Source organism: Klebsiella sp. SYXHC3, from assembly GCF_057196925.1.
In genome coordinates this window covers 313,895-326,781 of sequence record NZ_JBXUNG010000001.1, presented here as the reverse complement: position 1 = coordinate 326,781, position 12,887 = coordinate 313,895, and the positions used below count along the sequence as shown (strand labels likewise).

Annotated in this window: 13 protein-coding genes; 9 read left to right on the top strand and 4 right to left on the bottom strand. The window is 50.7% G+C overall.

Going from position 1 to position 12,887, the window contains the following annotated elements:
- Nucleotides 1–549 precede the first annotated feature (549 nt).
- Entirely contained in the window at nt 550–1,857 is a 1,308-nt protein-coding gene (locus AC2CGP_RS01605) for an OprD family outer membrane porin (RefSeq protein WP_020078880.1), read from the bottom strand.
- Between the two features lie 61 nt (nt 1,858–1,918).
- Nucleotides 1,919–2,716 carry a histidine phosphatase family protein gene (locus tag AC2CGP_RS01600; RefSeq protein WP_015366653.1) on the bottom strand — a complete coding sequence of 266 codons (798 nt, stop codon included), beginning with the start codon at nt 2,714–2,716 and terminating at the stop codon, nt 1,919–1,921.
- A gap of 360 nt (nt 2,717–3,076) precedes the next feature.
- Here AC2CGP_RS01600 and surE point away from each other — a divergent pair, with 360 nt between their 5' ends.
- The 5 genes from surE (at nt 3,077) to AC2CGP_RS01575 (ending at nt 7,235) form a co-directional block, all read left to right on the top strand.
- A complete protein-coding gene (gene surE / locus AC2CGP_RS01595) occupies nt 3,077–3,946 on the top strand; it encodes a 5'/3'-nucleotidase SurE (RefSeq protein WP_020078881.1) in 870 nt (289 codons plus the stop codon).
- Nucleotides 3,947–4,121: 175 nt separating this feature from the next.
- Entirely contained in the window at nt 4,122–4,709 is a 588-nt protein-coding gene (locus AC2CGP_RS01590; protein WP_045365901.1) for a hypothetical protein, read from the top strand.
- A complete protein-coding gene (locus tag AC2CGP_RS01585) occupies nt 4,706–6,025 on the top strand; it encodes a sensor histidine kinase (RefSeq protein ID WP_086631049.1) in 1,320 nt (439 codons plus the stop codon). The genes AC2CGP_RS01590 and AC2CGP_RS01585 overlap by 4 nt, the downstream gene beginning before the upstream one ends.
- The gene (locus AC2CGP_RS01580) at nt 6,025–6,642 is read left to right on the top strand and encodes a response regulator transcription factor (RefSeq protein WP_045360840.1); all 618 of its coding nucleotides are present in this window, start codon (nt 6,025–6,027) and stop codon (nt 6,640–6,642) included. Before AC2CGP_RS01585 ends, AC2CGP_RS01580 begins: the two co-directional genes overlap by 1 nt.
- A gap of 95 nt (nt 6,643–6,737) precedes the next feature.
- Nucleotides 6,738–7,235: a GlcG/HbpS family heme-binding protein gene (locus tag AC2CGP_RS01575; RefSeq protein WP_015705368.1), complete on the top strand. Its 498-nt coding sequence runs from the start codon at nt 6,738–6,740 to the stop codon at nt 7,233–7,235.
- A gap of 43 nt (nt 7,236–7,278) precedes the next feature.
- Here AC2CGP_RS01575 and AC2CGP_RS01570 read toward each other — a convergent pair whose 3' ends face one another.
- Nucleotides 7,279–8,514: an MFS transporter gene (locus AC2CGP_RS01570; RefSeq protein WP_020078885.1), complete on the bottom strand. Its 1,236-nt coding sequence runs from the start codon at nt 8,512–8,514 to the stop codon at nt 7,279–7,281.
- Nucleotides 8,515–8,786: 272 nt separating this feature from the next.
- On the opposite strand from AC2CGP_RS01570, the gene AC2CGP_RS01565 reads away from it, so the two are divergent.
- The 4 genes from AC2CGP_RS01565 to AC2CGP_RS01550 all read left to right on the top strand — a co-directional run bounded on the left by AC2CGP_RS01565 (nt 8,787) and on the right by AC2CGP_RS01550 (nt 12,433).
- Complete coding sequence (locus tag AC2CGP_RS01565; RefSeq protein WP_015705366.1) at nt 8,787–9,053, top strand: type II toxin-antitoxin system TacA family antitoxin; 267 nt, start codon at nt 8,787–8,789, stop codon at nt 9,051–9,053.
- Entirely contained in the window at nt 9,041–9,526 is a 486-nt protein-coding gene (locus tag AC2CGP_RS01560) for a GNAT family N-acetyltransferase (RefSeq protein ID WP_026612320.1), read from the top strand. The genes AC2CGP_RS01565 and AC2CGP_RS01560 overlap by 13 nt, the downstream gene beginning before the upstream one ends.
- 71 nt (nt 9,527–9,597) lie before the next feature.
- Nucleotides 9,598–11,214 (top strand): FAD-NAD(P)-binding protein, encoded by a 1,617-nt coding sequence (locus AC2CGP_RS01555; RefSeq protein WP_484502232.1) that lies wholly within the window; start codon nt 9,598–9,600, stop codon nt 11,212–11,214.
- Between the two features lie 118 nt (nt 11,215–11,332).
- Nucleotides 11,333–12,433 (top strand): NADH:flavin oxidoreductase/NADH oxidase, encoded by a 1,101-nt coding sequence (locus AC2CGP_RS01550; RefSeq protein ID WP_045365887.1) that lies wholly within the window; start codon nt 11,333–11,335, stop codon nt 12,431–12,433.
- Nucleotides 12,434–12,489: 56 nt separating this feature from the next.
- Here the strand turns inward: AC2CGP_RS01550 and AC2CGP_RS01545 are convergent, their stop codons facing one another.
- The gene (locus AC2CGP_RS01545; protein ID WP_002903230.1) at nt 12,490–12,648 is read right to left on the bottom strand and encodes a YqaE/Pmp3 family membrane protein; all 159 of its coding nucleotides are present in this window, start codon (nt 12,646–12,648) and stop codon (nt 12,490–12,492) included.
- Nucleotides 12,649–12,887: the final 239 nt, after the last annotated feature.

Below are 12,887 nucleotides of genomic sequence, written 5' to 3'. Positions count from 1 at the left end.
ATGTCAGTTACCAGCTCTGTCAGGTGACTCCCAATGAACTTAACAGCCAGTTGGGATGGCGGTTGATTGAGGTGATTCTCTCTGAACCAAATAGTATCTTGAATTTGTTGCATCGACTCGTTTTGATCAAGTTGCTTGTTCAATTAAGAAGGGGTGGTTCAAATCGTTAGGTCATTGGCTGATGAGGACATCGGTACGTGTGATTGGATGAATTTAACATAATATACATTATGCGCACCAATGTGGATTGTGTCCGATAACGGCGTTTGCCGTGTGGATTTGCTTTGGTTATTGCTGGCCTACGCTGATTCCAATCTCGTACTGACAGTCATCTATCGTCGTTCTTCCTGTTTCGAATGACTTCCAGACTCATGATATCCTCACTCTGACATGTCGCTTTTTCCCATGGCTACTGGCCAACGGTAATCTCCAGTTGTCAGATTAATCGCGGACAACAACTTTTGCTGCCCGCGCTTAAAACATCGTTATCAACATGGTGGCTTAACCGCTCATCGTTCGCCATCGCTTTCGAGCGGCATGTCATCTCGATCAGAACACCTTAAATCGATATTCCATGATCACTTCCGACGACAGCGTGTTTGTACGTGTATAATGACCGTCCGTAAGGACTGGCGTTTTACCTTGCGTCTTATATGACCATCCCGGCCCGAACATCGCCCAAAAGGTGAAGTTTTTAAACATGGACTGCGTTGGAACCCAACGGCTAAAGGCGTTGATTTCTCCGGTACGGACATGATTTCCTTTATAGTTAAATTGCCCGATGTTTCCCGCCAGGCCAACGGCTAATTCTGGCGTTAATCGATATTCGGTGATGTTCGCCAGCACCAGTTCCCCATCCCGCATGTAATCATCGCCAGCGTAGGCCATAGAAATAAACGTTCCACGGGAATTTTTACTCATGTGGCGTGGATAAAACCCGACTTCACCTGCTTTTTTAGCATTGGTGTAGCCAATGCCCATTTTGCTATTCCAGCGTTCACCTTTCCAGGTCGCGTCCAGCGCAAAATGCCAGGCGTTATTGTCAAAATCCCGTTTGCTCGCAGGCATTGCGCGGTAACTTTCCATCGCGTGGGTGCCGTAGACTTGCGTTCCAATCGTTATCTGCGAATCCGCCCGAAACTGAGTAAACAGCAGGTGCCGTTGCAGGTAGTTTTTACTCTCACCATAAGCATACTGTGCATCAAATTTCTCTCCCCGCCAGAGAACTTCTCCGCTTGCCAGGTGGCTAATATATTTACCGGTATTGGTTTGAAATTGCTTTTTATCTGGTGAGTTTCTGTCCATGGAATTTTCAAGCCACGCCCCTCTTATGGTAAATGGGCCGTAGCTTACAGCACTGCTTACGCCGGAATATGTTGTTGGAGAAAGCCGGTTTGACGTTGAAATAACGCCATAATTTTTCAGCATCTGCCATCCCCAGCGCGCGTTTAACTGAGCCCCAGAAAGCGTATAGTTAAGCTTCACGTTACGTTGGCCGAACTTGGAATACCCTTCGGCGTTGCTTTTTTTGTTACCTGTACCATTATTATAAAGCACGCCGCGGGAGTTGAAATAGTCGCTGGCGCCCAACTTTATCGCACTATAATACGACACATCGAAGCCGATAATATCTGCAAAATAACCAGACTGGTATTCTGCTGAAAATCCCTGCCCCCAGGCGTTGTGTACATGTTTAGGATTGGCATTTTCCTCCTTAAGATATTTCCAGTAATTCTTTGCAGAGACAGTGAGCTGTGAGTCAGTAAAAAAAGGATCATCAAAAATAGCGTCTGTAGCGGCCCATACAGGCGTAACCAGCCCGCACGCTATTAACGCGGAAGTTATGTTCTTAAACATTTTTATTTCCTGAGAAAAGATCCGCCATAGCTTATTTATGGCGGAAAATTAAACTGTAATATTATTTGTGATTTAATGAATTCTTGCCTGCTTCAACGTATTTCATGGTGCCAATTTCTGGCACGCTGTATTTACCATCGTGATACGTGATTTTCACCACTGCAGCATTCGATAATGGCAAATTTTTGGCCGGGTCATCCGTCAGATCGGAAATCATTATCTGAATCGCCGTGCCTGAAGAAATGGCCAGAATATTGTTATCACCCTCTTTTTGAGCATTTTCTACAATAGTTGCCAGCGCAGCTTGTGTCCGCACTTTTACCTGCTCATAGTCTTCAGCTAGCTGTTTTGGATCGGACTTGGCCAGCGCGTTCTGGCTTTCCTTTACCGAGAGCGTGCCTGCTTTCATCGCTTTAAAAAGGGCTTTACTGTCCGTCATTCCTAGTGCGTGTGCGCCTGCATTGGCCATATCGACATTATAACCGCCTTCAAAACCACCAAAAAACGCCTCTCGCAGGCCTGTCATTTCTGTTAAATGATAATCCGTTACGCCAGCCTGTTTAAGAATCACTGCCATGGTTTCGCGCTGCCGTCCCGCATCACTGGAATAAAAACGATCAAATTTTATCCCTTTGAGTCCCTCACCTAAATATTGAGCAACCTGAACCCCATCCTTCGTCAATGGGGAATCAATCCAACCTTGCACGCGATCAAACGAATTAAGCAGCGTTTTCCCATGGCGCGCAAAATAAATATTGATGACCTCCTGCTGGTCATTTTTATCATTCGTGTTCGCCATCAGCAGTGGACTGGTAATGGCAGTAACTGCCATTAAGACACCCAGAAATAATTTTTTCATTTTAAAGAATCCTTTTTCATAGCCAAAAAAAAACCTACGTACTCTTCAGCCCCCTGGTATTGAGGTGGAGAAGAAAACGTAGGTTTTGCCTGTTGAAACAGTAACAATCCAGCTACTGTCGACCCTATCACTAATGTTTTTGAATTGCACCTAATCTATAGAGATGATTTATGTAATTGTGATCCTCCTCATATCAACCGTATTCCCATCTGGACGTTAATATCTGCAGTACGTATTTTAAACTCTCTTGGGATTGTTACTGTTTCAGGCAAAACCTAAGGCCGTTTCTGTACTCGTTGCAGGAGCGGCCTTAGGTTTTTTTTTGCATTTTAGTTACCCTCATGAATAACAGGAGTTACGATGAACAAGTCATGTATTGCCGCTGCGCTGATCTCTGCATTCGCTTTTACCGCAAGCGCCGCACCGCTAAAAATTTTGATTGTCAACGACGATGGTTGCGAATCCACGGGCAGTATTTCGCTTCAGGAAAAACTCACGCAAAAAGGTTTTGATGTGTGGATGGTTGCTCCAGCCACCAATCAGAGCGGCATCGGTTCAGCCATTACCTTCAAAACGGGTAAAATCTTTGATGTAAAGAAGGCTGCTGATAAACGCTACTGCTTCCCGGGAACACCCGCCGATGCGGTTGATTTTGGCTTACGGGGAATACTCATTAATAATCCGCCGGATCTGGTTATCTCTGGCGTCAACGATGGCCCGAATACCGGAATGGCTCAGGTCAATTCAGGGACGGTAAGTGCGGCAGCCAGGGCTGTACGTTATGGTTTCCCGGCGATTGCGGCCAGCATTGGGTATATCTTTACCGAAGATGAAATGAAGAATAAATGGCCAAGTACACATAAATATTGGCCTGATGCGGTGGATTATGTGGTTGATGTTGTTGAAACGCTGAATCATAAACAGGTTTCTGGAACACCTTTATTGCCTAAAGGGTCGGGCTTAAGCATTAACTATCCGCCGCTGCCAAAATCAAAAATTAAAGGTGTGCACTATGTTGAAAATGAGATGTTCCCTACCCCACAGATTGGTTATGATATTTTGCCTGATGGACGCGCTAAACAAACCATCAATCCGGAATCGTTAAAGACAGTAGAGAACGATACCGATTCCGGCTGGCTTAATAAAGGTTATATCACCTATAGCCTCTTTGATGGGGCAATGAACGCCCCGCAATTCCAGGCGCAATATGAAGAACTGTTGAGTAAATAATTCGCCAGACTAACTCACAACCTTGCACTATCATCTTCATGCCTGCCAGCGTCACACTTAATCGCTGGCAGGCGACGTTTTCATTTTTATCGCCACACAATAATATTGTTAAAGCCTACCTCTAAGTTGTACTATGCGTATCAGATAAACCATTAGGACGCTAATGCACGGCGTAATGAAATATATTAATGACAGCCTCAAACTGGGTACCATCGTTGAGCAAAGAATAAAGGAGCGGGATCTTAAGCAGCTAGAGTCCGCGAAAATGGACTTGATGGAGTGTATGGGAACGTCTGTCGGTTTGCATACCGCAGGTGTGCCTTTTATCTCAAGCGCGTTGTTAAGCGTGGTAAGTTTCGCTATGCCGCAGCTAACGCTTTGGGGGGCCATCTTTCAATGGTTTTCCTGGCCCGCGCATGCTGTTTTTGCTGGTATCATCCCCACAGGTTTACTCTACTGTCTGCTGATCTTCCCGTCGATGACGCTGTTCTCTCGAGGTTTTCTGGCTGCGCTTAAGTTTTATCTGGGTCTAATTTTCCTGACCGCCGCGCTAGCCGCGGGAAATCTTATTTACGCATTCACTTCGGTATTCATATTTAGCGAGCATACCGGTTTGCTTATAGGCGCTTTAGTTGGTGTATTATTTAGCGCTGGCAGCATCAAACTCGTTAACAGTGCTATGTTTGTAAAAACCTCAGCATTTTATTTGCATAATCGAATTTGGCGCTGGCAATTAAAACATCATGTAAAAAATACAGTATGATAAAAATCCTCTGCTGGCTCATACTCACACTGCTAAGCGCAACGGGGCTTGGCGCCTGGTTTCTTCAACAGCAATATGACGCGCGCTCCGCCGACTTCCGCATCCTGTATCGCGAAATCACGGTAAAGGTGTCGCAGCACGATGCCATCATCCCCCTGCTTCCGTCCGGTCAAAATGCCGCCGAAGTCCAGCAGATCCTGCCGCAGATCGTGCAATGGCGGCGCTATGATTCCCTGGAGCCGCGACGCCCCATCGTCGCGCAAAGCCCCGCACGCTACTGGCTGAATCTTCCGGGCATCTCCCTGCTGATTGATTTGAACACCCTACTTAACAGTCTCAATGAGAAAAAGACATTCAAACATCTTGCCATTCGTTGGGACGGTACCACGTTGTTTGAGGACGGTGCCGCATCTGCCAACACCTGGTGGCGCTGGGAGAAAACTGTCGCCAGCCCAACACAACCTCTGCTCATTAGCGCAGGTGATAACCCGCAATGGCATCAACTGCCGTGGTGGCTGATACTTTCACCGGCACTGTTCTGGGCGGTGATTATCTATCTTGTTAATCAGTATCGAACCAATAAACGCCGACGGGATATCGCCGATCTACGCACCCGCTATGGCGAACTGACTCGCCTTAACACCATGGGCGAGCTGGCCGCTGGTATCGTGCATGAGCTTAATCAACCTTTAACCGCCATTATGAGCTATAACCAGGCGGCAGTGCGCCTGATTAAAAAAAACGATCCCGTAAAGATCCCCGAACTGCTTGAGGCCTCAGTGTTGCAGATAAAACGCATTGACGCCCTGCTCAGCCAGTTTCGTCTCAAGCTAACCAGCAAGCGCGCCGAATATCAGCCGGTGGACCTTCCGTCGCTGTGGCTACGCGTGTGCGAATTACTGGATAATGAGATCCGCGCCGGTAAAGTTCGTATCTCCAGCCATTTTCCGCCGGACCTACCCGCGCTTCCTGCGCCGCCGCTGTGGGTAGAGCAAATACTGCATAATATCGTTAGCAATGCCATTCAGGCACAAAGCACAAATGCTCCAGGTAGCGCGTGGATTCATCTGCAAGCCGTGCGGGTAAATAACGGTATCGCTTTAACTCTTACTGATGGCGGACCAGGGTTATCATCTGAAGCGCTGGAGCAGGTTTTTATACCGTTTTATACCACCCGTACTGATGGTGTGGGACTCGGCATGGCCCTTGCGGATACCCTTGTTCAGCGTCTTAATGGCAAGATAGAAGCGAGCAATATCACCGGACAAGGCGCTTGCTTCCGGTTATGGTTTCCGCTGCGCAATGAGGAGAAGTAATGGAGCAGTACATCTGGTTAATTGATGACGATGCGGCAATACGCGATTCATTAAGTCTGCTGCTCTCAACCGTTGGCTGGCAGACGCAGGCGTTTGATAGCGCACACGCTTTTCAACATCAGGCAGGGAATCTAGCCGAATTAACCGGCTGTATGCTGCTGGATATCCGCATGCCGGGGAAAACCGGGCTGACGCTGCTCGATGAGTGGCGCCAGCTAGGTCTAACCTTGCCGGTTATTATTATGACCGGGCACGGTAATATTGATTTATGTCGTCGCGCCTTCAAAAATGGCGCCTTTGAATTTTTAACCAAACCCATTGATGCCGACCTGTTATTCGAAGTGGTCGGCGAAGCGATGGCGCAGCAAAAAGCGCATCTTGAACGACAACAAATATTACTGCCGCTGCAGGAAAAACTCGCCACCCTTACCGCCCGTGAGCATGAAATGCTCCAGCAGCTGCTCCAGGGCTACTCCAGTAAGGAAATCGCCCGTTTATGCTCGCTATCGCCGCGTACCGTCGAAGCGCATCGCGCCAATATTTTTAGCAAACTTGAAGTTAACTCGCTGCCCAAATTGTTGAAGGTTTATGCTGATATCGCCAGTGGTTCTAAGTAAAAATACCTGGTACGTTCGGTATTCGCGGCAATAGTCGCCATGCTCCCTACCCCCTAGTATTGGCCTATCGCCACTCAATACGACGGAGCATCACCATGAAACGTATCCTTCTTAGCGCCATCCTGCTCGGCAGCCTGGTCACGACCGCCAGCGCCGCAACGGGCGTTCTCAGCCAGAAAAATTTGTCAGTGGAGCTCGCGGATAAAATCGCGCAAAGTACGCTACAGGCCTGCGCCAAAGACGGCTATAACGTCGCCGTCACGCTGGTCGACCGTTCCGGTACGCCGCTATTAATGAAGAGAATGGATAATGCTGGCCCACACACCGTCGAAGCCAGCCGCATGAAAGCATTCACCGCGCTAACCACTAAAAATGCCACCAGCAATGTCATGAAAGGTTCTCAGTCCAACGCCGGAGCCGCGAACCTGCGCGATATACCCGGTTTTCTGCTATTAGCTGGCGGAGTGCCGGTTAAGATGGGCAATCAGGTCATTGGCGCGGTTGGCGTCGGCGGCGCGCCGGGGGGAAATTTTGACGAAGCCTGTGCGATTGCCGGGTTGCAATCTATCGAAGGCGAGCTTAACCAGGGCTAATCCAACGCGGGTAGACTATTGCTACCCGCATCGTCATAACGGGTTACCGACTCACATGCTGCATGGCGTTTTGCTCAACCGCCCCGCTTATCTTCTTCGCCCGACTTTCTTGACCAAAGAAGGTCAGGATCGCGATAATGATCGCCACCGTACCGGCAACGATTGCCATGGCCAGCCCATAGTTCTGACCATGATGTTCCGCGATCGTGGCCTGTAACGTCGCATTAACCGAAGCAATAAGATTACCCAGTTGATACACAAAGCCCGGCAGCACCGCCCGGGTATTCGCTGGAACCAGTTCATTCAGATAGGTCGGGACCACGCCCCAGGCGCCCTGAACCATGAACTGCATCAGGAATGCGCCGATTCCCAACATCAGTGAACCGCTAGCGAATGCCCACAGCGGGATAACCGGTAGCGCCAGCAGCGAGGCGGTTATAATGGCCTTTTTACGACCAATCTTCTCGGAAAGCGAACCGAACAGCACCCCGCCGATGATCGACGCAATATTGTAAGTGACAGCGATAATACTGATCGTTTTCGGATCAAAGCCGTGCTGCACTTTTAAAAATACCGGATACAGGTCCTGGGTGCCGTGGGAGAAGAAGTTAAACGCCGCCATCAGTACCACCAGATAGCAGCATAGTTTCCAGTGCGTTTTCAGTACCGGCAGCAGCGCCGTGCTTTCCTTTCTCTCTCGTGACGCCAGCCATACCGGTGACTCCTGCACGCAGAACCAGATAAACGGCAGCAGCAAAATAGGCGCAGCGCCGATGACAAACATCCCGCGCCAGCCGAGTAATTCAAATAGCAGCCCATAAGCGACAGCGGCAATCAGATAGCCAAACGGATAACCGGCCTGGAAAATTCCCGACATTAGTCCACGGGAACGGTCCGGAATGGTTTCCATTGACAGCGACGACGCCACGCCCCAAATACCGCCCATCGCCACGCCATATAGCACTCTTAAGACCAGAAAAATCGTTAATGACGGCGCCGCAGCAGACAGCAACTCGAAAATCGAAAAGAAGATGATATTCAACATCAGGATCGGCTTACGGCCATATTTCTCGGCGAGCCGGCCAAAAATGAGCGCGCCGATAGGCCGTACGGCAAGCGTCAGTAGTATCGCCAGCGTGACCTTTTCCAGCCCAACATGAAACGTCTGGGCAATGTCACTCAGTAAGAAGACGAGGAGGAAAAAATCGAAGGCATCAAGTGTCCAGCTTAAGAAGCTGGCAATGGCGGCATTGCGCTGTAGTGAAGTCCAGCCTAACATCGTGTTATCCCTATCCTGGCACAGCGGCCTGGAGATGTAGCAGCTAGCCGAAAGAACATGCAGGGCCAACTGCATATGTAAATGTAAAGTTTCTTAAGTTACCCATATGTTAAATACACCCAATAATCGTATGGCTGCAAGTTAATTAGCATGCTAATTTGTTTCAAATTAAGTATATGTCCCCTGATAGACCGTGCAGACAGAATGTATAGCATTTGCTATACACCTGTTCTACAATGAGCTGTATACCAATTGCTATACGGGAAAAGAAGATGAAATCAGATATCCAACTCAACATCCGGGCGAAGGAGTCCCAGCGGGCGCTGATTGATGCGGCTGCCGAAATTCTGCACAAATCACGGACCGACTTTATTCTTGAGATGGCCTGCCAGGCGGCAGAAAACGTCATTCTCGACCGGCGGGTGTTTAACTTAAGCGATGAGCAATACGCCGAATTTATCGACATGCTGGATGCGCCGGTTGAAGCTAACCCCGCTCTCGATAAATTGCTGGCGAGAAAACCGCAATGGGAAAAATAAGTGCGCCTGCACCGCTATCTTCACACCATCAGATTGCGGAGTTTTGTTGTGGAGAAACGGTTCTCGATCAATGGCTAAAACAACGAGGAATGAAAAACCAGGCTCAGGGTGCCGCGAGAACCTTTGTGGTCTGCAAGGAAGATAGCCATCAGGTGGTGGGATTTTATTCGTTAGCAACCGGCAGCGTTAATCACACGGAAGCCACTGGCGGCCTGCGGCGCAATATGCCCGATCCTATCCCGGTCATCATTCTCGCCCGCCTGGCGATCGACTGCGCGTTTCACGGACAGGGGCTGGGAGCTGATTTACTCCATGATGCGCTCTTACGCAGTTATCGCGTTGCCGAAAATGTTGGCGTACGTGCCCTGATGGTCCATGCCCTGACCGATAGCGCGAAGCGATTCTATTTACACCACGGATTCAAAGCCTCCACCACCCAGGAACGCACACTTTTCCTCGCGTTGCCTAAATAACTCCACCTTTCGTCATTTTCTCTACCACACTTATCTTTCAGTTCGGGAACCACACCAAAGGAAGGATAACGATGAAGAAAGTGGCGATTGTCGGCGTCGGGCCGACCGGGATCTATACTTTTCATTCCCTGGTTGAACGGGGTGAGCCGCTGGAGATAGTGCTCTACGAGCAGGGTGAAGAAGCTGGCGTCGGCATGCCTTATAACGATGAGCATAACTCAGCGCAAATGCTGGCGAATATCGCCAGTATCGAAATCCCCCCCATCTATATTACCTATCTGACGTGGCTACAAAATCAGAGCGAAGACTGGCTCAGCCGGCATGGCATTGAGCGTGAGGCCTTACATGAGCGGCAATTTTTACCACGCGTGATCCTCGGCGACTATTATCGCGATCGGTTCCTGGCGGTGTTGGAGAAAGCCAGGTTAGCGGGTTTCAAAGTTAGCGTGCGCGAATCCTGCGAGGTTACCGATCTCAAGGCGGAACAGGATGGCGTCAAACTGTGGGTTAATCATGCGCCCACAGCGGAACGCGCGGATTTTGCCGTTATCGCCACCGGACATCTCTGGCCGCAGGACGATGATTCCCCCCGCGAATATTATCCCAGCCCCTGGAGCGGTTTGATGCAGGCGCAGATAGCCCCCTGCCGGGTCGGTATCATGGGGACTTCACTCAGCGGCATTGATGCTGCCGTCGCGGTCGTCATTCAGCATGGCCATTTTACGACTGACGCCGATGAGAGCGTCCATTTTCGGCTTAATGACGCGAGTCATAAACTCCATATCACCCTGATGTCACGTAACGGCATCCTGCCCGAGGCCGATTTCTACTGTCCCATCCCCTATGAACCGCTGGAAATTGTCACCCATCAGAGGCTGGAAACGGCCATCGCTGAGGGTAGTGAGGGATTGCTGGATCGCGTATTCAAACTTATCGTCAGGGAGCTGGAACTCGCCGCGCCGCACTGGTGTAAGCAGATAAGCTTACGCCAGCTCACCGCGGATACGTTCAGCGACGCCTGGTTTATCGACAGAAAACGACACGATCCCTTTGCCTGGGCGCAAGCCAATTTGCAGGAAGTGGAACGCAACAAACAGCAACAGCATACCGTGCCGTGGCGGTATACCATTCTGCGATTGCATGAAGTGATTGAGATGATTACGCCGCATCTTAACGAACGCGACCACGAACGCTTTAACACAGGGCTCGCCCGGGTATTTATCGATAATTACGCGGCCATTCCATCGGAATCGATTCGCCGCCTGCTGGCGCTGCGTGAGGCCGGGGTGATTAGTATTTTGCCGCTCGGGGCCGATTATCAACTGGAAGTTCAACCACAACGGACGGTCATTCACCATCACAACCAACGCAGCGAATTTGACGTCTTTATTGACGCCAGAGGCCAAAAGGCGCTGAAGAGTAAAGACATCCCTTTCCCGACGCTGCGCCAGCAACTTCTCTCCTGCGGTGATGAGATCCCGGATATCGGTGATGATTACACCCTGCAGGCGCCGGCGTGCGCTCGCGGCCGCATTGCCTTCGGCGCGCTGCCGTGGTTGATGCATGACCGCCCTTTCGTTCAGGGCCTCGTCGCCAGCGCGGAAATCGGCGCCGCGATGGCGAGATCGGTTTCACAGCAGGCCAGCGGCCGCCGGCGCAAGCTGTGGTTCAGTCATGAAGAGTGGTGATCCATCAGCATGCGAATAACGACTAACCGCGTCTTAAGCGCAACAACGGAAAAGAGACCGCCATCCAGGCATGTTACAACTACAGGTTATCAGGTAGCACAACGCTTACGAGGTACATATGAGTCAACTATTTAGCCCTGCGCGAATTGGTAAACTGGCGCTGGAAAACCGGATTGTCATCGCCCCGATGTGTCAGTACTCCGCCGAAAACGGCAAGGCAACCGCCTGGCACCGCATTCATCTTGGACAGCTGGCTTTTTCCGGCGCCGGTTTGGTGATTATTGAAGCCAGCGCCGTTGAGCCCGCGGGTCGCATCTCCCCGGCGGACGTCGGCCTGTGGGATGATGAAACCGAAGCCGCCCTGTACCGGGTACTGGAAGATGTTCGCGCCTATTCAACAACCCGCATCGGTATCCAACTGGGGCATGCCGGGCGCAAAGCCTCCGTCGCTGCCCCCTGGCTTGGCGGCGGTCAGTTGGCGCTGGATAACGGCGGCTGGCAAACCGTCGCTCCATCCGCGCTGGCATTTCATGACGGCGACCGGGCGCCGAAAGCGCTGAGCCATGACGATCTGGCGCGGCTTAAACAAGCCTTTGTTGATAGCGCGCGGCGCGCTGAACGCCTGGGAATTGAACTGATAGAGCTGCATGCCGCGCACGGCTATCTGTTGCACCAATTCCTCTCGCCGCTGAGCAACCAGCGAACAGATGAATATGGCGGTTCGCTGGAAAACCGCTTACGTTTCCCGCTGGAGGTTTTCCAGGCAATACGGGAGGCGGTCAGCGAAAATATCGCCGTCGGCGTTCGGCTTTCGGCGACAGACTGGGTAGAAGGCTGTTGGGATACGGCGCAATCCATCGTCTTTAGCCAGCAGCTTGAAGCGCTGGGTTGCGACTATATTCACGTCTCCAGCGGCGGGTTGTCGCCGCAGCAGGCGATTCAGGTCGGTCCTGGCTATCAGTTACCGTTCGCCCATGAAATCCGCCAGCAGATCAACGTTCCGGTCATTGGCGTAGGGTTAATTACCGAACCGCAGCAGGCTGAAGATGCACTGCAAAACGGCGACGCCGATCTGATTGCCATCGCCCGCGCAGCGCTCTACAACCCACACTGGCCGTGGCAGGCTGCGGCGGCTCTGGGGGCCCAGGTTAGCGTACCGCCGCAATACCTGCGTTCAGAACCGCATGGGCTGAAAGGCACGCTAAAATCTAATCGCTGAAGCTTCACGCTATGAACGATAGCGGCGCGAATGCGCCGCTAAATTATTGACAGTAATTAATCGCGGGTTTGTACCCAGAAGGCGTGAATAAGGCCAGGAATATAGCCCAGCAAGGTCAGAATTATATTCAGAATGAATGCCCAGCCGAAGCCCTTACCCAGCAGTACGCCCAGCGGCGGCAGGATGATAGTAAATACGATTCTCCAGAAACCCATACACTCTCCATACAAACAAAATTAACGACTTAAAAAAGAGACTTCGTCTCTAAGCATAGTAATTCTACCTGATGCCGCCACGTTAACCGCCCCCTTTACCCGATTTTACGCATCTTGTAATGAGCATTACGTCAGCGTGTGCAATTCATCCGATGTATGGTTTTGTGAGTTCGATCATGTCCCCCTCTCCGCATTGTCGTTATCCTTAATCTAACTTGTATGGTAGTAGACTATAAACA

Bases quoted from the DNA above. Each gene is read 5' to 3' on its own strand.
- AC2CGP_RS01605 (WP_020078880.1), bottom strand. From the start codon at position 1,857: ATGTTTAAGAACATAACTTCCGCGTTAATAGCGTGCGGGCTGGTTACG.
- AC2CGP_RS01600 (WP_015366653.1), bottom strand. From the start codon at position 2,716: ATGAAAAAATTATTTCTGGGTGTCTTAATGGCAGTTACTGCCATTACC.
- surE (WP_020078881.1), top strand. From the start codon at position 3,077: ATGAACAAGTCATGTATTGCCGCTGCGCTGATCTCTGCATTCGCTTTT.
- AC2CGP_RS01590 (WP_045365901.1), top strand. From the start codon at position 4,122: ATGAAATATATTAATGACAGCCTCAAACTGGGTACCATCGTTGAGCAA.
- AC2CGP_RS01585 (WP_086631049.1), top strand. From the start codon at position 4,706: ATGATAAAAATCCTCTGCTGGCTCATACTCACACTGCTAAGCGCAACG.
- AC2CGP_RS01580 (WP_045360840.1), top strand. From the start codon at position 6,025: ATGGAGCAGTACATCTGGTTAATTGATGACGATGCGGCAATACGCGAT.
- AC2CGP_RS01575 (WP_015705368.1), top strand. From the start codon at position 6,738: ATGAAACGTATCCTTCTTAGCGCCATCCTGCTCGGCAGCCTGGTCACG.
- AC2CGP_RS01570 (WP_020078885.1), bottom strand. From the start codon at position 8,514: ATGTTAGGCTGGACTTCACTACAGCGCAATGCCGCCATTGCCAGCTTC.
- AC2CGP_RS01565 (WP_015705366.1), top strand. From the start codon at position 8,787: ATGAAATCAGATATCCAACTCAACATCCGGGCGAAGGAGTCCCAGCGG.
- AC2CGP_RS01560 (WP_026612320.1), top strand. From the start codon at position 9,041: ATGGGAAAAATAAGTGCGCCTGCACCGCTATCTTCACACCATCAGATT.
- AC2CGP_RS01555 (WP_484502232.1), top strand. From the start codon at position 9,598: ATGAAGAAAGTGGCGATTGTCGGCGTCGGGCCGACCGGGATCTATACT.
- AC2CGP_RS01550 (WP_045365887.1), top strand. From the start codon at position 11,333: ATGAGTCAACTATTTAGCCCTGCGCGAATTGGTAAACTGGCGCTGGAA.
- AC2CGP_RS01545 (WP_002903230.1), bottom strand. From the start codon at position 12,648: ATGGGTTTCTGGAGAATCGTATTTACTATCATCCTGCCGCCGCTGGGC.